At 66.7% G+C, this 17649-nt stretch carries 16 protein-coding genes and 1 pseudogene; 9 read left to right on the plus strand and 8 right to left on the minus strand.

The annotated features are described in order from the left end of the window. From KGM94_RS14250 to KGM94_RS14260, 3 genes are all read left to right on the plus strand, one after another. A partial coding sequence (locus KGM94_RS14250) for a molybdopterin dinucleotide binding domain-containing protein (RefSeq protein WP_300259895.1) occupies positions 1-653 on the plus strand: 653 nt, incomplete at its 5' end. Between the two features lie 112 nt (positions 654-765). Beyond that, positions 766-1239: a Cys-tRNA(Pro) deacylase gene (gene ybaK / locus KGM94_RS14255; protein WP_300259898.1), complete on the plus strand. Its 474-nt coding sequence runs from the start codon at positions 766-768 to the stop codon at positions 1237-1239. 51 nt (positions 1240-1290) lie between these two features. Next, positions 1291-2175, plus strand: a complete 885-nt coding sequence (locus tag KGM94_RS14260; RefSeq protein WP_300259900.1) for an NAD(P)-dependent oxidoreductase — start codon at positions 1291-1293, stop codon at positions 2173-2175. Between the two features lie 17 nt (positions 2176-2192). Here KGM94_RS14260 and KGM94_RS14265 read toward each other — a convergent pair whose 3' ends face one another. Beyond that, positions 2193-2873, minus strand: coding sequence for a GntR family transcriptional regulator (locus KGM94_RS14265; protein WP_300259902.1), 681 nt, complete (start codon positions 2871-2873; stop codon positions 2193-2195). Positions 2874-3017: 144 nt separating this feature from the next. Here KGM94_RS14265 and tcuA point away from each other — a divergent pair, with 144 nt between their 5' ends. Both tcuA and tcuB read left to right on the plus strand, forming a co-directional pair. Beyond that, entirely contained in the window at positions 3018-4409 is a 1392-nt protein-coding gene (tcuA, locus tag KGM94_RS14270; RefSeq protein WP_300259904.1) for an FAD-dependent tricarballylate dehydrogenase TcuA, read from the plus strand. Continuing rightward, a complete protein-coding gene (gene tcuB, locus KGM94_RS14275) occupies positions 4396-5496 on the plus strand; it encodes a tricarballylate utilization 4Fe-4S protein TcuB (RefSeq protein ID WP_300259906.1) in 1101 nt (366 codons plus the stop codon). The genes tcuA and tcuB overlap by 14 nt, the downstream gene beginning before the upstream one ends. Before the next feature lie 23 nt (positions 5497-5519). Here tcuB and KGM94_RS14280 read toward each other — a convergent pair whose 3' ends face one another. The 3 genes from KGM94_RS14280 to KGM94_RS14290 all read right to left on the minus strand — a co-directional run bounded on the left by KGM94_RS14280 (position 5520) and on the right by KGM94_RS14290 (position 9810). Beyond that, a complete protein-coding gene (locus tag KGM94_RS14280; RefSeq protein ID WP_300259908.1) occupies positions 5520-7589 on the minus strand; it encodes an EAL domain-containing protein in 2070 nt (689 codons plus the stop codon). Positions 7590-7860: 271 nt separating this feature from the next. Continuing rightward, positions 7861-9165, minus strand: coding sequence for a nicotinate phosphoribosyltransferase (gene pncB, locus KGM94_RS14285; RefSeq protein ID WP_300259910.1), 1305 nt, complete (start codon positions 9163-9165; stop codon positions 7861-7863). A gap of 102 nt (positions 9166-9267) precedes the next feature. Then, the gene (locus KGM94_RS14290; RefSeq protein WP_300259913.1) at positions 9268-9810 is read right to left on the minus strand and encodes a VOC family protein; all 543 of its coding nucleotides are present in this window, start codon (positions 9808-9810) and stop codon (positions 9268-9270) included. 124 nt (positions 9811-9934) lie between these two features. On the opposite strand from KGM94_RS14290, the gene KGM94_RS14295 reads away from it, so the two are divergent. Then, entirely contained in the window at positions 9935-10414 is a 480-nt protein-coding gene (locus tag KGM94_RS14295; RefSeq protein ID WP_300259915.1) for a MarR family winged helix-turn-helix transcriptional regulator, read from the plus strand. On the opposite strand, the gene KGM94_RS14300 is transcribed toward KGM94_RS14295, so the two are convergent. After that, positions 10415-11320: a helix-turn-helix domain-containing protein gene (locus KGM94_RS14300; RefSeq protein WP_300259927.1), complete on the minus strand. Its 906-nt coding sequence runs from the start codon at positions 11318-11320 to the stop codon at positions 10415-10417. 53 nt (positions 11321-11373) lie between these two features. On the opposite strand from KGM94_RS14300, the gene pobA reads away from it, so the two are divergent. Then, positions 11374-12546, plus strand: a complete 1173-nt coding sequence (pobA, locus tag KGM94_RS14305) for a 4-hydroxybenzoate 3-monooxygenase (RefSeq protein ID WP_300259917.1) — start codon at positions 11374-11376, stop codon at positions 12544-12546. A 35-nt stretch (positions 12547-12581) separates the two neighbouring features. On the opposite strand, the gene KGM94_RS14310 is transcribed toward pobA, so the two are convergent. Beyond that, complete coding sequence (locus KGM94_RS14310; protein WP_300259919.1) at positions 12582-13691, minus strand: cyclic nucleotide-gated ion channel; 1110 nt, start codon at positions 13689-13691, stop codon at positions 12582-12584. 557 nt (positions 13692-14248) lie between these two features. Here KGM94_RS14310 and KGM94_RS25290 point away from each other — a divergent pair. Continuing rightward, positions 14249-14560: pseudogene (locus tag KGM94_RS25290) on the plus strand (thiamine pyrophosphate-binding protein); the annotation flags it as partial. 130 nt (positions 14561-14690) lie between these two features. Further along, positions 14691-15674 carry a thiamine pyrophosphate-dependent enzyme gene (locus KGM94_RS14315; RefSeq protein ID WP_300259921.1) on the plus strand — a complete coding sequence of 328 codons (984 nt, stop codon included), beginning with the start codon at positions 14691-14693 and terminating at the stop codon, positions 15672-15674. Positions 15675-15712: 38 nt separating this feature from the next. Here KGM94_RS14315 and KGM94_RS14320 read toward each other — a convergent pair whose 3' ends face one another. Beyond that, entirely contained in the window at positions 15713-16732 is a 1020-nt protein-coding gene (locus KGM94_RS14320) for a zinc-binding dehydrogenase (protein ID WP_300259923.1), read from the minus strand. Continuing rightward, positions 16729-17649 (minus strand): AMP-binding protein (locus tag KGM94_RS14325; protein WP_300259925.1); only part of this gene is annotated, 921 nt, incomplete at its 5' end. The genes KGM94_RS14320 and KGM94_RS14325, both read right to left, overlap by 4 nt.

A 17649-nucleotide genomic window follows, 5' to 3' on the forward strand; every position in this document is an offset into this window, starting at 1 on the left:
GGCAGGATCTCTGGATCATCCAGGAGATCGGCAAGCGCATGGGCCTGCCCTGGAATTATTCGGGGCCCGGCGACGTCTTCACCGAGATGGCGGAATTGATGCCATCGCTGAAGAACATCACCTGGGAACGTCTGGTGCGCGAGGGTGCGGTGACCTATCCGGTCGACGACCCGCACAAGCCCGGAAACGAGATCATCTTCACCACCGGTTTCCCGACGCCGAGCGGCCGCGGCAAGATCGTGCCGGCGAACGTGTCGCCGCCGGACGAGTTGCCCGACGCCGAATACCCGATGGTGCTCTCGACCGGCCGCGTGCTCGAGCACTGGCATACCGGCTCGATGACGCGCCGCTCCACCGTGCTCGACCAGATCGAGCCGGAGGCGGTCGCCTTCATGTCGCCGAAGGACATGCGGCGCAAGAGGCTGTCGCCCGGCGACTTGATTCGGCTCGAGACCCGGCGCGGTGCGATCGAGGTCAAGGTTCGCTCGGACCGCGACGTGCCAGAGAACATGGTGTTCATGCCGTTCTGCTACGCGGAGGCCGCCGCCAATCTCCTGACCAACCCCGCGCTCGACCCCTTCGGCAAGATCCCCGAATTCAAGTTCTGCGCAGCGAGGGCCGAGCGCGCCGAGATGCGCGACGCAGCGGAGTAGGGGCTACCTGGTAGCCCGTATGCAGCGAAGCGGAATACGGGGACGGACCGATCCCGGATTGCGCTGCGCTGCATCCGGGCTACGGGCTCCTCGCAATACAGCCTTACGACGCATGTCCAAGGTCACCCCCGCCACACGCGCGCTGACGGCCGGAGGCATCGTCTTCACCGTCCATAGCTACGACTACGATCCCGACGCCGCGAGCATCGGCTTGCAGGCGGCGTCCGCGCTGGATGAGGATCCGGCGCGAGTGCTGAAAACCCTGATGGCGGTCGTCGACGGCAAGCCGATCTGTGTGGTCGTGCCCTCGGACCGGGAAGTCTCGATGAAGAAGCTTGCCGCCGCCTGTGACGGCAAATCGGCGCAGATGATGAAGCCGGCCGAGGCCGAGCGCCTCACCGGCTTCAAGGTCGGCGGCATCAGCCCGTTCGGGCAGCGGCGCGCGGTGAAAACCGTGATCGAGAAGAGCGCGCTTGGGCACGACCGGGTCTACGTCAATGGCGGCCAGCGCGGATTGCAGGTACGGCTAAGCCCGCGCGATGTGCGGGACGCGCTGAAGGCGATCGCGGCCGACGTGATAGCCTGACTACAATGGAGTGGCCTGGGTCCGCCGCCACAGTCTGAGGAGGAGACCTTCATGTCGGGTACGATAGGATTCATCGGTCTTGGCGTCATGGGCGAGCCGATCTGCCGCAATCTCGTGCGCAAGAGCGGACGCAAGGTGCTGGCGTTCGACCTTGCGGCGGAGTCGCTGGCACGGATCGCGGCCGATGGAGCGACGGCGGCGGCATCGGTTGCCGAGGTCATCGATGGCAGCGGGCTGACGTTCCTCTGCCTGCCGAGCGCCAGGCACGTGCTGTCTGCCTTCGATGGCGGCATTCTGGGCGCGATCAGGCGCGGCCACACGGTGATCGATCTCGGCACTTCCGAGGTCGGCATGACGCGCGACTTCGCGCGGCGATTGTCCGAGAAGGGCGCGCTCTGGATCGACGCGCCGATCGCCCGCACCCGGCAGGCCGCGCAGGAAGGCACGCTCAGTGTCATGGTCGGCGCCACGCCGGAGCAGTTCGCCAGGGTCGAGCCGCTGATCCGGCATTTCGCCACCGACGTCACGCTGTGTGGCGGCACCGGTGCCGGGCAGGTGACGAAGATCCTCAACAACATGGTGCTGTTCGAGACCGTGAATGCGCTTGCCGAAGCGGTTGCCCTCGCCAAGCACAGCGGCGTCGATCCGAAGCTGCTGCTGGAGACGTTGTCCAAGGGCTCGGCGGACAGCTTTGCACTGCGCAACCACGGCATGAAGGCGATCGTCGCGCAGGAATTCCCGCTGCGCGCGTTCTCGACCGAATATGCGCTGAAGGACCTGACCTACGCGCTGGAGCTCGCCGCCGAGGCGGGCCTGAACCTGCGCGGCGCGGCGCTGGTGCGCACCGTCTTCGATGAGGCAATCGATGGAGGAATGGGAGACGCCTACTTCCCGGTCATCGCCAAGCTGATCGATCCTGCGGGATTTTCCGGGTAGGAGAACGCGGCCTCGCGCTATTGCTTCTGCAGCAATTTCAGCCGGCAGCGCAGCGCTTCACCGATGTGGGTGCGCGCCAGTTTCTCCGCCCTGTCGCCGTCGCGCGCGGCGATCGCGGCGATGATCGCCTGATGCTCCCCGTGGCTGGTCGAGGGTCGGCCGGTCACGGAAAAGGTGGTCGGGCCGAGCAGGGCGATCCAGTCCTGCAATTCCCGGGAGGCGTTGTCGAGATAGCGATTGCGCGCGGCGCGGCAGATGGCCTCGTGGAAGGCGCGGTTGAGCCTTGCCATCTCGGTCGCATCGTCGGCGTGCTCCGCGAAGGCCTGCTCGATATCCGTCAGCGCGTCGATCTCGGGCGCGGAGGCGTGCTCGGCGGCAAGCCGCGCGGCCGCGCCTTCCAGGATCTCGCGCATGGCGTAGAGCTCGAGGACCTCGGCGATATCGAGGCTGCGCACGATCAGCCCGCGGCCGGCTGCCGGCTCGACGAAGCCCCGCGCGGCGAGCCGGCCCAGCGCCTCGCGCACCGGCGTGCGGCTGACCTTCAGCCGCTGCGCGACCTCCTCCTCGCGCAGGCGGTCGCCGGCCCGATAGGCTCCGGCCTGCAGCGCCTCGCAGAGCGATCGGAACACGGCTTCGCCCAGAGCCAGGCCCGAGTCGCGGGAGATCGATCCGATGGTCCTGTCCGGCCGCTTTGCCATGCTGTCTCCCGACGCAAGATATGTCCCCTCCATGCCGCCACGGGGCTTGCGTCATGGACGTATATCTTTGTATACAAAAGTATGCAATGGTGGCAAGCGCGAGGTCGGAATGTCTCCAGCTCCTGATTCGATCGGGCAGGCGGAATGAGCAGCAAATACGACGTGCTGGTGATCGGCGGCGGCAACGCCGCACTCTGCGCCGCCATCAGCGCGCGGCGCGCCGGCGCTTCGGTCGTGGTGCTGGAAGGTGCGCCAAAATTCTATCGCGGCGGCAACACGCGCCACACCCGCAACATGCGCTGTGCCCATGATGCCGCGACCGAGATCCTGACCGGTCCCTACACCGAGGACGAATTTTGGGAAGATCTGCAGCGCGTCACCGGCGGGCAGACCGACGAAGAGCTCGCGCGGCACATGATCCGGGAGTCCAAGGACATCCTGAACTGGATCGTGGAGCAGGGCGTGCGCTGGCAGCCCTCGCTCGGCGGTACGCTCAGCCTCGGCCGTACCAATTCGTTCTTCCTCGGTGGCGGCCGCGCCATGCTGAACGCGCTGTACCTGACCGCCGAGCAACTCGGCGTCGACGTGCACTACGATGCCGAGGTCACGGACCTCCTGATCGAGGACGGCATGTTCCTCGGCGTCCGCCTGAAGCGGCCGATCGACGGTGCGACCGAGATCCGCGCGACCTCGCTGGTCGCCGCGGCCGGTGGCTTCGAGGCGAACATCGAATGGCTCAGGGAGCATTGGGGCGAGGCGGCCGACAATTTCCTGATCCGCGGCACGCCCTATAACCGCGGTTCGATCCTGAAGATGCTGCTCGCCAAGGGCGTGCAGGAGGTCGGCGATCCCACGCAATGCCATGCGGTCGCGATCGACGCCCGCGCGCCGAAATTCGACGGCGGCATCATCACCCGCCACGACTCCGTCGTGTTCGGCATCGTCGTCAACAAGTACGCCCAGCGCTTCTACGACGAGGGCGAGGACATCTGGCCGAAGCGCTACGCCATCTGGGGCCGGTTGGTCGCGGCGCAGCCGGATCAGATCGCCTACATCATCTTCGATTCCACGGTCGTCACCAGCTTCATGCCGACGCTGTTTCCGCCGATCGCAGGCGCCACGGTCGCCGAGCTCGCCGGCAAGCTGACGCTTGATCCGGCCGCGCTGGAAAGGACCATTGCCGATTTCAATGCCGCGGTGCGGCCGGGCACGTTCGATCACACCATCCTCGACGATTGCCGCACCGAAGGCATCGCGCCGGCGAAGACCCACTGGGCGCGGCGGATCGAAACGCCGCCCTATCTCGCCTATCCGGTGCGGCCTGGCATCACCTTCACCTATCTCGGCACGCGCGTGAACCGGGAGGCGCGCATGGTGATGAAGGACGGCCGGCCATCGGCCAACATGTTCGCGGCCGGCGAGATCATGGCGGGCAACGTGCTTGGCAAGGGCTATGCGGCCGGCATCGGCATGACCATCGGCAGCGTGTTCGGGCGTATCGCGGGACGGGAAGCGGCAAGACATGCACGGAACTAGAATTCTCGAGGAAGCCGACCGTCTGATGACGGTCTGCAATTCCTGTCGCTACTGCGAGGGCCTGTGCGCCGTGTTTCCCGCCATGGAGATGCGCCGTGCCTTCTCCGATGGCGACCTCAACTATCTCGCCAACCTCTGCCACGCCTGCGGCGCCTGCTACGTCGATTGCCAGTTCTCGCCGCCGCACGAATTCAATGTCAACGTTCCGAAGACGCTGGCCGTCGCGCGCGCGGAGTCCTATGCGGCCTATGCCTGGCCGAAGGGGCTGTCGGGCGCGTTCGCCCGCAATGGCCTCGTCATCACCATCGTCGCTGCGCTCAGCATGGCGGTCTTCATCCTCGGCTTTGCCGCGGCCAACGACCGCGCCGTCCTGTTCGGCGTCCACGCCGGGCCGGGAGCCTTCTACAAGCTGATGCCGCACAATGCGATGGCCCTGCTGTTCGGTGCCGCGTTCCTCTATGCGATGTTGGCGCTCGTCATGAGCGTGCGGGCGTTCTGGCGCGATATCGGCGAGCCGGTCGGCGGTCGCGCCGACGGCGGCTCGCTCGTTCAGGCGATCCGCGATGCCGGAGAGCTGCGCTATCTCGATGGCGGCGGGGTCGGCTGCTACAACGAGGACGACCGACCGACCGACCGACGCAAGCTCTACCACCATCTGACCTTTTACGGCTTCGTGCTGTGCTTCGCGGCGACCTCGGTCGCGACGCTCTATCACTATCTGCTGGGACGCGAGGCGCCCTATCCGTGGTGGGACCTGCCCGTCGTGCTCGGCACGCTCGGCGGCATCGGTCTCGTCATCGGACCGATCGGGCTGCTTGTCGCGAAGTCGCGGCGCGACGCCGCGCTGCTGGACGAGACGCGCTACGGCATGGATGCCGGCTTCATCGCCATGCTGTTCCTGACCGCGATTAGCGGCCTCGCCGTGCTGGTGCTGCGCGAGACCGCCGTCATGGGACCGCTGCTGGCGCTGCATCTCGGTGCCGTGTTCGCGCTGTTCATCACCATGCCCTATGGCAAGTTCGTCCACGGCATCTACCGTTTTGCGGCCTTGGTGCGCTATGCGCAGGAACGGCGGCAAGCGGGCTGAGCCGGTACCGCCGCCGGGTCGGTTCAGGCCGCCTGGCGCCGGGGCGGCTCGGCCGGCCGGGTCTCGAAGAAGGTTGCATCGAACGGTCGGGGTTTAGCGATCGCATAGCCTTGCGCGTAGTCGATGCCGATGCCGCGCACGGCTTCCAGGATCGGCGCATTCTCGACGAATTCCGCGATCGTGCGGATGCCCATGACCTTGCCGACGCGATCGATCATCTCGACCATTGCGCGATCGACTCGATCCGAGAGCATGTCGCGGACGAAGGCGCCGTCGATCTTGAGATAGTCGATCGGGAGCTTCTTCAGGTATCCCAGGGACGACATGCCCGTGCCGAAATCGTCGAGCGCGAAGCGGCAGCCGGTATTCCGCAGCGCCGAAATGAAATGGTTCGCCCAGTCCAGGTTCGAGATCGCCTTGGTCTCCGTGATCTCGAAGCAGACGATCTCGGCGGGAATGCGGTTGATGCGCAGCTGCTCCTGCACGAACTCGACGAAGCCCTCGTCCGAAAAGGTCTGGCCGCAGAGATTGATCGAGCAGGTCGCGATCGGAACCGGCTGCGGCTGGTCGAGGCTCTCCGCCAGCCGCCTGAAGGCTTCGCGCACGACCCAGCGGTCGATCAGCGTCATCAGGCCGTAGCGCTCCGCCGCCGGGATGAACTCGCTCGGCGGAACGAGCCGGCCCGAGGCGTCCTGAAGCCGCAACAGCAGTTCGAAATGGCGGCCCTGGTCTGCGGATTTGTCCTGCAGCGGCGCGATGTCTTGCGCGTAGAGGCGGAAGCGCTGGTTCTCCAGCGCCTCCTGGATCCGGTGCACCCAGGTCATCTCGTCGACGCGCTGCAGCAGCTCGACGTCGCGCGGGTGGTAGACCTGAACGCGGTTGCGTCCCTTTTCCTTGGCGCCGTAGCAGGCGACGTCGGCCTGCCGCAAGACTTCCTCCACCGCACTATGCGCGCCGGTGACGCAGGCGAGCCCGATGCTGGAGGTCACCGCGAAGTTGCGCTCGCCCCAGGAGAAGCTGAAGCGCTCGATCGAGGCGCGCAGGCGCTCGGCGATCTCGGTGGAGTCGTAGGCATTGCGGCACGGCAGGATCAGGCCGAACTCGTCGCCGCCCAGCCGGGCAATCAGGTCGTCGGGTCGGCGTTCCCTCTGCAGCAGGCCAGCGACCTCGCAGAGCAGGCGGTCGCCGGCCGGGTGGCCGCAGGTATCGTTGACGATCTTGAACTGATCGAGATCGAGCAGGATCAGCGCGAGCGAGCCCTCTCCCTCGTCGAGCCTGCGGAGTTCGCTCTCCAGGCAAGCCTCGAAGGCGCGTCTGTTGGCGAGGCCGGTCAGCGGATCGTGCGATGCTTGCCAGGCGAGGCGCTCCTTCTCCTCCCTCAACGCGTTCTCGAAAGCTTCGCGTTGCCGCACCAGGCGACGCGTATGCCAGACCGTGAGCAGGATGAGGGCTGCGGCGGTTGCGAGATTGGCGACAGTCAGCAGCGTCTTGATGGCGCGGGAGCCTTCGCCGAGCACCTCGGAGAAGCCGTTGGCGCGAGCGGTGAACTGGCTGTTGAGCTCGTGCAGCCGGGACGTCAGGAACGTCTGGCGCGCCGCGTCGCGCAGCAGGCCGTTGCGCATTTCCGCGTCGATGGCTTCGCCGAAGATGGTCAGCTCCAGCAGCATCGGGTCGGTCACGCTCCAGTCGCGGATTGCGGCCTTGAGGAAGCGGACCTCGCTGAAGTGCCGGTAGAGCCAGATCAGGCTGGGGACATCGTCGGGATGATTGTCGCCCTGTAGAAATCCGCGGGAGGCCGCATCGACGTCCACGGGCTCCTGCTCGAGTGCAAGTCGTGCGAATTTGTCGCCGATCGGGACGGCGAGGGCCTCTTGATATTGTTTGTAATAGTTGCCGTCGCCGGAATGCAGGTACAGATCGAGGAAATAGACCGCATTCTTCTGCGACCGCGACCAGATCGCTTCGCCTGCCACATAGGCCCGGACCGAGGACAGTATCTCCAGGCTGAAATAGGCGATCAGTCCTTGAAGCAGCACGATCGCGACAAAGGGCGAGACGAGCTTGACGAGATGCAGGCGGCGATGCTGCCGCACGGCGCTCCCTCCCTCCGCGTTTCTGCGAAACACTCGGCATCCCCTCGACAAGGCAAAGGTCAAGTCGACCAATGTCGAGCCGAGTAGACGCGTGGAGGGCTTAACCTGCCCTGAAAGCAGGCAGTTTGCGCGGACGAGGGTAAACCCGCTGTGAAGTCTGGCGCGTAGAATTACGGATTTTTCGTACAGCCGCAGCGCAGTGCGGTGCCGGCGCACCGGCGGATTTACCAGCCATCAACCCTAGGGATTCCGCGCGGCGCGGCGCGGACGCTCAGACATGCACGGCCTGACGGATGCGGCCGGCATCGCCGAACACGCGCAGGTATCGTTCGATCTCGGAAGGAGCGCCGGTGGCCTTCTCCGGATTGTCGGAGAGTTTGACCGCGGGCCGGCCGTCGACCGACGACACCTTGCACACGATCGAGATCGGATCGAGGTCGACCGATCCGTCCGGGGTGCAGCCGACGAAATCGTTGGTGAGGTTGGTGCCCCAGCCGAACGAGAGCCGGACGCGGCCGGCGAAGTGGTGATGGGTCGCTTCGATCGAATCGGCGTCCATCGCATCGGAGAACACCAGGAGCTTGTCCCTGGGATTTCGGCCCTTCTGCTTCCACCATTTGACGATCTCTTCGCCGGCCTGGATCGGCGGCGCGCTGTCGGGGCGGAAGCCGGTCCAGTCGGCGACCCATTCCGGCGCGTCGCGCAGGAACGCCTTCGTGCCGAACGCGTCGGGCAGCGCGATCAGCAGGTTGCCGCCGTAGCTCTGCCGCCACTGGTCGAGAATGCGATAGGGCGCCCAGCGCAATTCCTCGTCGTCGTTGGCGAGCGCCGCCGCCACCATCGGCAGCTCATGGGCGTTGGTGCCGATCGCCTCGAGGTCGTTGTCCATCGCGAGCAGCACGTTCGAGGTGCCGATGAAGGACGGCCCGAGCCCTTCCTTCACCGCCTCGACGCACCAGCGCTGCCACAGGAAGCCGTGCCGGCGGCGGGTGCCGAAGTCGGACAGCCGCAAGCCTTCGAGCCTGCGCAGCCGCTCGACCTTGCTCCACAGCTTGGCCTTGGCGCGGGCGTAGAGGACGTCGAGCGCAAAACGGCCCTGTCCCTTCATGACCGCGCGCGAGCGCAGCTCGTTGAGGATGGCGAGCGCCGGAATCTCCCACATGGTCGTTTCCATCCACGGCCCGTGGAAATGCAGCTCGTACTGCCCCTCGACCTTGCGCAGCTCGTATTCGGGCAGGCGGAACTCGGCAAGCCACCGGATGAAGTCGGCCGAGAACATGTGGGTCTTGCCATAGAAGGTGTTGCCGGCGAGCCAGATCAGCTCCTTCTTGGTGAAGCGGATGGTGCGGGCGTGGTCGAGCTGGGCGCGCAGCTCGGCCTCGTCGATGATCTCGGCGAGGCGGACATGGCGCGAGCGGTTGATGACTGAAAAGGTCACCCTCTGATTCGGGTAGAACTCACGAATCATCTGTAACATCAATAGCTTGTAGAAGTCGGTGTCGAGCAGGCTGCGGACGGTCGGGTCCAGCCGCCAGCTGTGATTGTAGGTCCGGCTCGCAATGTCGGTCACGGTCATGAGGCAATTCTAGCGTGGCTGTCGCGGCGCAACCAGTGGCTTGGCCGCGGAGGCGGTCTGCCCCGAAACGGCTTCGCCCTCGGTTGGCGAGCAGCTACCGAACTAGCGGGCGCCGTCGAATTCCTTCTCGTGCATCCAGGCGGTGTGGCGCGGCGGGCGCTTGGTGCGCGACCATTCCTCGACCATCTCGTGCGCCACCGCGTTCATGCGGCCGATCTGCTCGGGCGTGGCCGTCCAGGCCGCGACCTCCAGACGATGGCCGCTCGGGTCGCGGAAATAGATCGACTTGAAGATGGTGTGGTCGGTGACGCCGACGACGTCGAGGCCGGCGGCTTCGGCGCGCGCCTTGGCTTCGTCGAGCTCGTCGAGATCGGCGACCTGGAAGGCGATGTGCTGGGTCCAGTCCGGCGTGTTGGGGTCGCGGCCCATCGGCGGCGAGTTCGGTAGCTCGAAGAAGGCGAGGATGTTGCCGCCGCCAGCGTCGAGGAAGATGTGCATGTAGGGATCGGGCGCCTTGGTCGAGGGCACCTTGTCCTCGGCGATGGCACCGAGCAGATCCATGTTCAAGACCTTCTTGTAGAAATCGACGGTGGCCTTGGCGTCGACGCAGCGGTAGGCGACGTGATGGATTTTCTGGATTTTCATGGCGAATTCCTCCCTTTTTGCGCAGTTGCGAAATTGGTATCAATTGTTACGATTGACCAGTTTGATCTGGATCAAACAACATGAACGATTTTTCCGACACCGCGGCGCGAGGGGACGGCGAGGAATGAAGGCACGTTCGAAGCACAAGGGGAGCGGGCCGGCGTCGGGCGCCGATGCCGCGCTCGACCTGCAGCAATATTTTCCCTCCCGGCTGGCGCGGCTCGCCGAGCAGGTGTCGCTCGCGGTCGCCGAGGTCTATGCCGAGCGCTTTTCGCTGTCGCGGCACGAATGGCGCGTGCTAGCGATCCTCGGCGCGCGCGCGGAGATCGCGACCAAGGAGATCGGCCCACTGGCGACGCTCGACAAGATGCAAGTCAGCCGCGCGGTGCAGGGCCTGGAGGCGCGCGGCATCGTCAGCCGCAAGCATGATCCCGCCGACCGCCGCGAACTCATCGTCTCGCTGACGACGGACGGCCGCGCGCTGTACCGCCAGATCGTCCCGCTCGCGCTCGCGCGGGAAGCGGAACTGCTTGCCGTGCTGAGCCCGGACGAGATCGCCGCGCTCGACCGCGTGATGCGCAAGCTGTCGAAGAAGCGCGGCTGACTACTCCCCGCCATGCACCTGTTCGCGGAAGGCGCGCGGCGACAGGCCCGTGGCGGCGGCATAGACGCGACTGAAATAGGCGGGGTCGTCGAAGCCGAGCGCGTAGGCGATCGTCGACACCGGCAGGTTGGTGTAGGCCAGGTTGCGCCGCGCCTCGCGGATCAAGCGGTTGAGGATCAGATGCGAGGCGGTGTCTCCGGTCGCAGCCCTCGTGATGCGGTTGAGATGCGTCGGCGTCACCGATAGCGCATCGGCATAGTCGGCGACGCTCCAGCGCTTCAGGTGATGCTCCTCGAGCAGCGCCTCGAAGCGGCGGAACAGGTCGGATTCGACCGCTCCCGCGCCGTGGCTTTCGCGCACGAGTTCGCGGGCCACCAGCCCGATGACGGTCGCCGACAGCGCGCGCAGCAGGTGGGCGCGGCCGAAATTCCGCGCCGCGTGCTCGGCGAAGATCTGCTTCATGGTGGCGCGGATCTGCGGCGTGCCGCGCACCACGGCCGATTGCGACAGCGCCCCGCGCAGGCCTTCCGAGGCGAGCAGCGCCTCGTCGAGGATTTCGGCGGCGATCGTCAGCACCCAGCCCTGGGTTACGCCGGGCTCGAAGCGGAAGCCGTGGACATGGCCGACCGGCACGTTGACGATCTGCATGGGCTTCAGCGCATGGACGCGGCCGTCGAGCGTCGCCTCGCCGCCGCCGCGCGCGATCATCAGGACCTGATGCAGCCGCGCGTGGCGGTGGGCCGCGAACGACCAGTCATGCAGCACCGAGCGCGCCGCGATCGTTTCGCAGTGCACCACGTCCGGCAAGTCACCGGACTCGCCGAACAGGTTGAAAACCTGGATGGACGATGTCGCAGGTATGGTTCCCATGTTCGAATTGTACAAGACAAAGGCAAAACCCTCCATCCGCATGCGGGCCGGTTTCTGCAAAGAAGTCGCAACAACAAGAGGAGGACGCCATGAAGGTTCAGGTTTGCATCATCGGCGGCGGGCCGTCGGGGCTCATGCTGTCCCAGCTTCTGCACCTCAAGGGCATCGACACCATCCTGCTCGAAAAATACAGCCGCGATCACGTCCTGTCGCGCATCCGTGCCGGCGTGCTGGAGCACGGCTTCGCCAAGCTGATGCGCGAGGCGCAATGCGGCGAGCGGATGGACCGCGAGGGCGAGATTCACCACGGCTTCGAGATCGCCCATGACGGCAGGCTCGACCGCGTCGACCTCCACAAATGGTCCGGCGGCAATTCGGTCATGGTCTACGGCCAGACCGAGCTGACGCGCGACCTCTACGAGGCGCGCGACAAGCTCGGAGGCAAGGTCGTGCACGATGCCGAGGACGTCGCGCTGCACGACATCAAGTCGGACAAGCCCTACGTGACCTACCGGCACGACGGCCAGAACCACCGCGTCGATTGCGATTACGTCGTCGGCGCCGACGGTTTTCACGGCGTCAGCCGCAAGTCGATCCCGGCGGACGTGCTGCGCGAATACGAGAAGGTCTATCCGTTCGGCTGGCTGGGCGTGCTGTCGCGCACCAAGCCGGTGTCGCCGGAACTGATCTACGTGAAGCACGAGCGCGGCTTCGCGCTGTGCTCGCTGCGCTCGCAGGTGCTGAGCCGCTACTACATCCAGGTGCCGCTCACCGACAAGCCGGAGGACTGGTCGGACGATGCGTTCTGGGCCGAATTGAAGCGGCGCCTGCCGGCGGCAGTCGCGGGCCGGCTGATCACGGGTCCCTCGATCGAGAAGAGCATCGCGCCGCTGCGCAGCTTCGTCGCCGAGCCGATGAGCTACGGCCGGCTGTTCCTCGCGGGCGATGCCGCCCATATCGTGCCGCCGACCGGCGCGCGCGGGCTCAACAGCGCGGCGTCCGACATCTACTATCTCTACCACGCGATGCTCGACCGCTATCAGAAGGGCGACGAATCCGGACTTCAGGACTATTCCGCCAAGGCCCTGGCGCGCATCTGGAAGGCGCAGCGCTTCTCCTGGTGGATGACGATGCTGCTGCACCGCTTCCCCGACCGGATCGAGTACGAGGACAAGCTGCAGCAGACCGAAATGTCCTACCTGTTCTCCTCGGAGGCGGCGCAGCGCTCGCTGGCCGAAAACTATGTGGGGCTGCCGTTCTGACGGCGGCTGCCGTTCTCCGGGACCGGAGACGACGGTCAGATGACGTCGGCGGACGCCGGTGACCGCGTCATGGCGTTGGCATCGCGGCGGCGCGTCGCCTCGCGCTCGATGAGATCGACGAGTTCGGGACGCCGCGCGGCCAGCTCGCGCAGGTCGGCGATGTCGAGGACGAGCAGCACGCTGGGCTGCGTGGCGACGACGGTCGCCGAACGCGGCGTGCCGAACAGCAGCGTCATCTCGCCGAAGAAGCTGCCCGACTTCAGGATGACGGGAGCATGCTCGAGCTCGACGGTGGCTTCGCCCGAGACGACGAAATACATGGTGTCGCCCGGCTCGCCCTCGCGGACGATGACGGCGCCGGCGGCGACGTCGCGCACCTCCAGCCGCCGCACGATGTCGGCGACCGTGGCGGCGCCGAGCTTCTGGAACAGCGGCATCGTGACGACGAGATCCCAGGTGCGCAGGAAGTGCTGTCGCCGCAGCTCCTCGGCGAAGGCCGTGGCGATGATGCCGGCCTGCAGCGCGAACATGACGATGCCGCCGATCATCACCCAGCCCGCGAGCAGCCGTCCCCAGATCGTCAGCGGGATCAGGTCGCCATAGCCCGTGGTGGTCAGCGTGACCACCGCCCACCACATCGCGCGGCCGACGCTGCCAAAGGTCTCGGGCTGGGCGTGGCGCTCGAAGATGTAGGCGAGCGTGGAGGCGCCGAAGAAGATCGCGCCGAACAGGCTTGCGATGCTGAGCAGCGAGACGCGGCAGCGCATCATCACCCGCACGAACAGGGTCAGGCCCGTGGTGTGGCGAATGAAGCGCAGCGACCACACCAGTGCGAACAGGCTGGCGTCGCGCGGATCGGAAACGACCAGCCATCCGAACGGCAGGGCGAGGACCGAGGCAAGATCGATCGCCCCTTCCGACGTCGCCAGATAGGTGAAGCGCTGCTGCCAGGTCGCGTGGCGGTGGAGGCGAATGACGAGCTCGGCCAGGATCGCGCTCCAGACCGCGACCACGGCGCCGAGGAAGATCAGATGCCACGCGTCGGTCGTCGCCGGCGACGTGTCGAGGATCATGGCGAACAGCCCGATGGCCGTCAGCCCGTTGGCCAGGATCGCCGGGAGTCGCGAGCGGACGTCGGACAGCATCGAAGAACCCTGCCGCGCCGCCCTGCCACGTTGCACCGGGTCGGTGCGGTTCGCGCTTGCGGGCTCGGGCTCGCGGAGCCGTGTGGCTTCGAGCCTCGTAACATGCCGGGCAGCCGCGAGGGTTGACCTGGGTCAAGCCCGGCTGTGCGGTCTGCCGCTTGCTGCGCGATCTGCGGCCTGACGAACGGGGCGCGCATCACGGTCCGTTGAGCGAAACTGCTTTTCCTGCCGCATGAAGCGCTCCTGAAACAAAGCCGTCCCACCCTGGAGGCATCGACCCCAATGAAGGAGGGAAGCATGCGCCGTCTGGTTTTCGCCGTCCTTTTGCTGGCGGTGGCCTCCGTAGGGTTTCACGTGCTGATCTCGGCTTCGCTCGCGGCGGCGCGGGATGCGAGGACAGCGACATTTTCCGAACGGTTTGCGCCGGCGCTCACGCACCCCTTGCGCGCTGACGCGCGATGAATCCGGAACGAAGGCCTTGGCCGATCGGGCCCGCATGCTAACGTCTGCCGAAAACAACCCGCCCGGTGTCGGGGCGGGAGGTGAGGGAGACGGACATGCGCGGTCGTCGTGTGCTGATGGAATCTCTGGTATCGCACGGCGTGCGCCACATCTTCGGCAATCCCGGGACGACGGAGACGCCGCTCCTGGACAGCCTGCCGGCCTATCCGCAGCTCGACTACGTGATGACCTTGCATGAGGGCGTCGCGGTCGGCGCCGCCTCCTTCTACGCGCAGGCCGCGCGCCGCCCCGCCGTCGCCAACCTCCACGTCGCGCCCGGTCTCGGCAATGCGATCGGATCGCTCTACGGCGCGCTCAAGGCCGGTTCGCCCGTCCTGGTCACCGCGGGACAGCAGGATACGCGCATGCGGCTGACCAACCCGCTGCTGGGACACGATCTCGTCGCCATGGCGGCGCCGGTCACCAAATGGAGCGTGCAGATCGAACGCGCCGACGAGATCGCCCCGATCCTGCGCCGCGCCTTCAAGGTGGCGACCGATGCGCCGCAGGGTCCGGTCTTCGTCGCGCTGCCGATTTCCGACCGGCCATTCGAACTACCGCCAATCGCTTCCCGGCGATGCGGCCCAGATCCGCAATGCGCTCGGCGGGAGCGACCTCGTCCTGCTCCTGGGCGGGCCGTTCTTCGAGGATATCTGGCATGCCGCGGGCGGCCATTTCCCCGCCGGCACGGTCGTCGTGCAGATCGAGGAGGCGCCGGAGCGCCTGGCGTTCAATCACCGCCTCGATGCCGGCGTCATCGGCGACATGGCGGCGAGCCTCGGTGCGCTGACGAATTCCGTGCGCGCGCGGGCGACGGCGGAATTCCGGCGGGCCGCCGAGCGGCGCAACCGCGAGCTTGCCGAACTGTCGGCGCGGGAGAAGGACGCTTACCGCGCGCGGCTGGAGAAGGCCTGGAACCGTGAGCCGAGCTCGATGCCGCGGGTGACGGCCGAGTTGCGGGGCGGGCTGCCCGACGAGGCCGTGATCGTCGATGAAAGCATCACCGCGAGCCTCGATCTCGCGCGCGCCTTCGACTATCGCGGCTTCGGCGATTATTTCGGCGGGCGCGGCGGCGGCATCGGCCAGGGGCTGGCCGGCGCCATCGGGGTCAAGGTCGCGATGCCCGATCGTCCCGTCGTCGCCGTTTCCGGTGACGGCTCGGCGATGTACAGCGTCCAGGCGCTGTGGACCGCGGCCCACCACGGGCTCGCGATCGTGTTCGTGATCCTATCCAACCGGCAGTACCGCATCCTCAAGCACAATGTGGACGTCTGGCGTCACAACTTCGGGCCGGGAACGCAGCATCCCTATCAGCAGATGGATCTGACCGGTCCGGACCTCGACTTCGTGCATCTGGCGGCCGGCATGGGCGTCGAGGGCGTCAGGGTCGAGAAGGCCGACGACATCGCGCCGGCGATCGCGAAGGCGGTCGCGGCCAATCGCCCCTATCTCGTCGAGATCGCGATCGAAGGAAAGCGGTGAGGGCCGCGGCCAGGCCGCCTCGCCGGGCCCGCGCGCGCTCAGATGTCGATCGCGATCTTGCCAAACTGCTCGCCGGACTCCAGATGCGCGAGCGCGGCGTGAATCTGGTCGAGCTTGTAGCGGGCGTCGATCGGCGGCCGCAGCTTTCCCTGGGCGCACCAGCCGATCAGGTCCGCGAACTCGTCGGGATTGCCGAGCGTGGAGCCGAAAATCTGCAATTGGCGGATGAAGATGCGGCGCAGGTCGGAGGGCGGCTGGTCGCCGATGGTCGCGCCGCAGGTGGCGATGCGGCCGCCGCGGACCAGGCATTTCAGGGCTGCGTTCCAGATCGCACCGCCGATGTTCTCGATGACGACGTCGACGCCGCGTCCGCCGGTCAGCGCCATGACCTCGGCGGGAATCTTGTCCGGCGGCGCGCCGACCGTGGCGTCCGCGCCGAGCTCCCTGGCGCGCGCGAGCTTGTCTGCGCTGCGCGAGGTGACGATGACGCGCGCGCCAGCCGCCTTGGCGATCTGCATTGCGGCGAACGAGACGCCGCCGCCGATGCCGAACACCAGCACGGTCTCGCCCGGCTGCAGCCTCGCCTTGGTGAACAGCATGCGCCAGGCCGTGAGATAGTTGACGCCGAGTGCTGCACCTTGCGCGAAGTCGAGACCGTCGGGCAGGGGCATGGCGTTCTGGGCGGGCACGCAGACGAATTCCGACATGGTACCGTCGCGATGCTCGCCGATCAGGCTCATCCTGGCGCACAGCACCGGATCGCCGCGCTTGCAGAACTCGCAGGTGCCGCAGACGATGCCGGGATAGATCGTCACGCGGGCTCCGATCAGCGCGCTCGTGTCGGCCTGCTCGATCACGCCTGCGCCATCGATGCCGAGGATCTGCGGCAGGGCGTGGGTGATGCCGGCGCCGCTGTCGCGCATGTAGAGATCGACGCGGTTGACGGTGGCGGCCTTCATCCGCACCACGACCTCGCCGGGCTTGCGCTGCGGCATCGGCCGCTCGCCGACGCTGACGACCTCGTTGCCGCCGTGACCGGTGATGAAAGCCGCTCTCATAGCTCGCCCTCCCGCAGCATCTCGCGTAGACGGAATTTCTGGATCTTGCCCGACGGCGTCGCCGGCATCGCCTCGCGCAGGATCAGCCGCTCGGGAATGTACTGCTGCGCGAGCTTATGCTGCTTCAAGAACTCCGTCATCGCCACGAAGTCGATCGTCTGGCCGGGCTTCGGCACGATCACGGCGCAGGCGCGCTCGCCGAGGCGCTCGTCGGCATAGGCCACGATCGCGACCTGCGCGACCGCCGGATGCCGGTAGAGCAGGGCCTCGATCTCGACCACGGGAATGTTCTCGCCGCCGCGGATGATGACGTCCTTGCTGCGGCCGGTGATGCGGATGTAGCCTTCCGCATCCATCCGCGCGAGATCGCCGGTGTCGAACCAGCCTTCGGCATCGGTGTTGTTCCATTGCGGGCGCTTCAGATAGCCGCCGAAGTTCGAGCAGGCGCGCACCAGCAGCCTGCCGGTCTGTCCTGCCGGCAGCGCCTTGCCGTCGCTGTCCACGACCTTGACCTCGGCGCCGGGCAGGGCGCAGCCGTCGGTGGTGAAGGCGCGCTCGTCGAGGTCGTCGAGCCGGATCAGCGTGACTGCGCCGTTCTCCGACATGCCCCAGGCCGACACGATCTTGGCGCCGAGCGTCTTGCGTGCCTGCTCGACCAGCGGCCCCGGAATCGGCGCGCCCGCGCACAGGAAGGTTTTCAGGCTCGGCACGCCTTCGCCGGTCTCGGCCACCACGCGGGTAAGGTCGGTCAGGAACGGGGTCGAGGCCATCGTGAAGCTGACGCTTTCGGCGCGGATCAGCTCGGCCGCCTTTGCCGGGTCCCAGATGTCCTGCAGCACCACGCGGGCGCCGAGCATGACCGGCATCATCAGGCCGTACATGAAGCCGGTCTGGTGCGCCATCGGCGAGGCCATCAG

It is taken from the genome of Bradyrhizobium sp., assembly GCF_028868675.1.
Classification (GTDB): Bacteria; Pseudomonadota; Alphaproteobacteria; order Rhizobiales; family Xanthobacteraceae; genus Bradyrhizobium.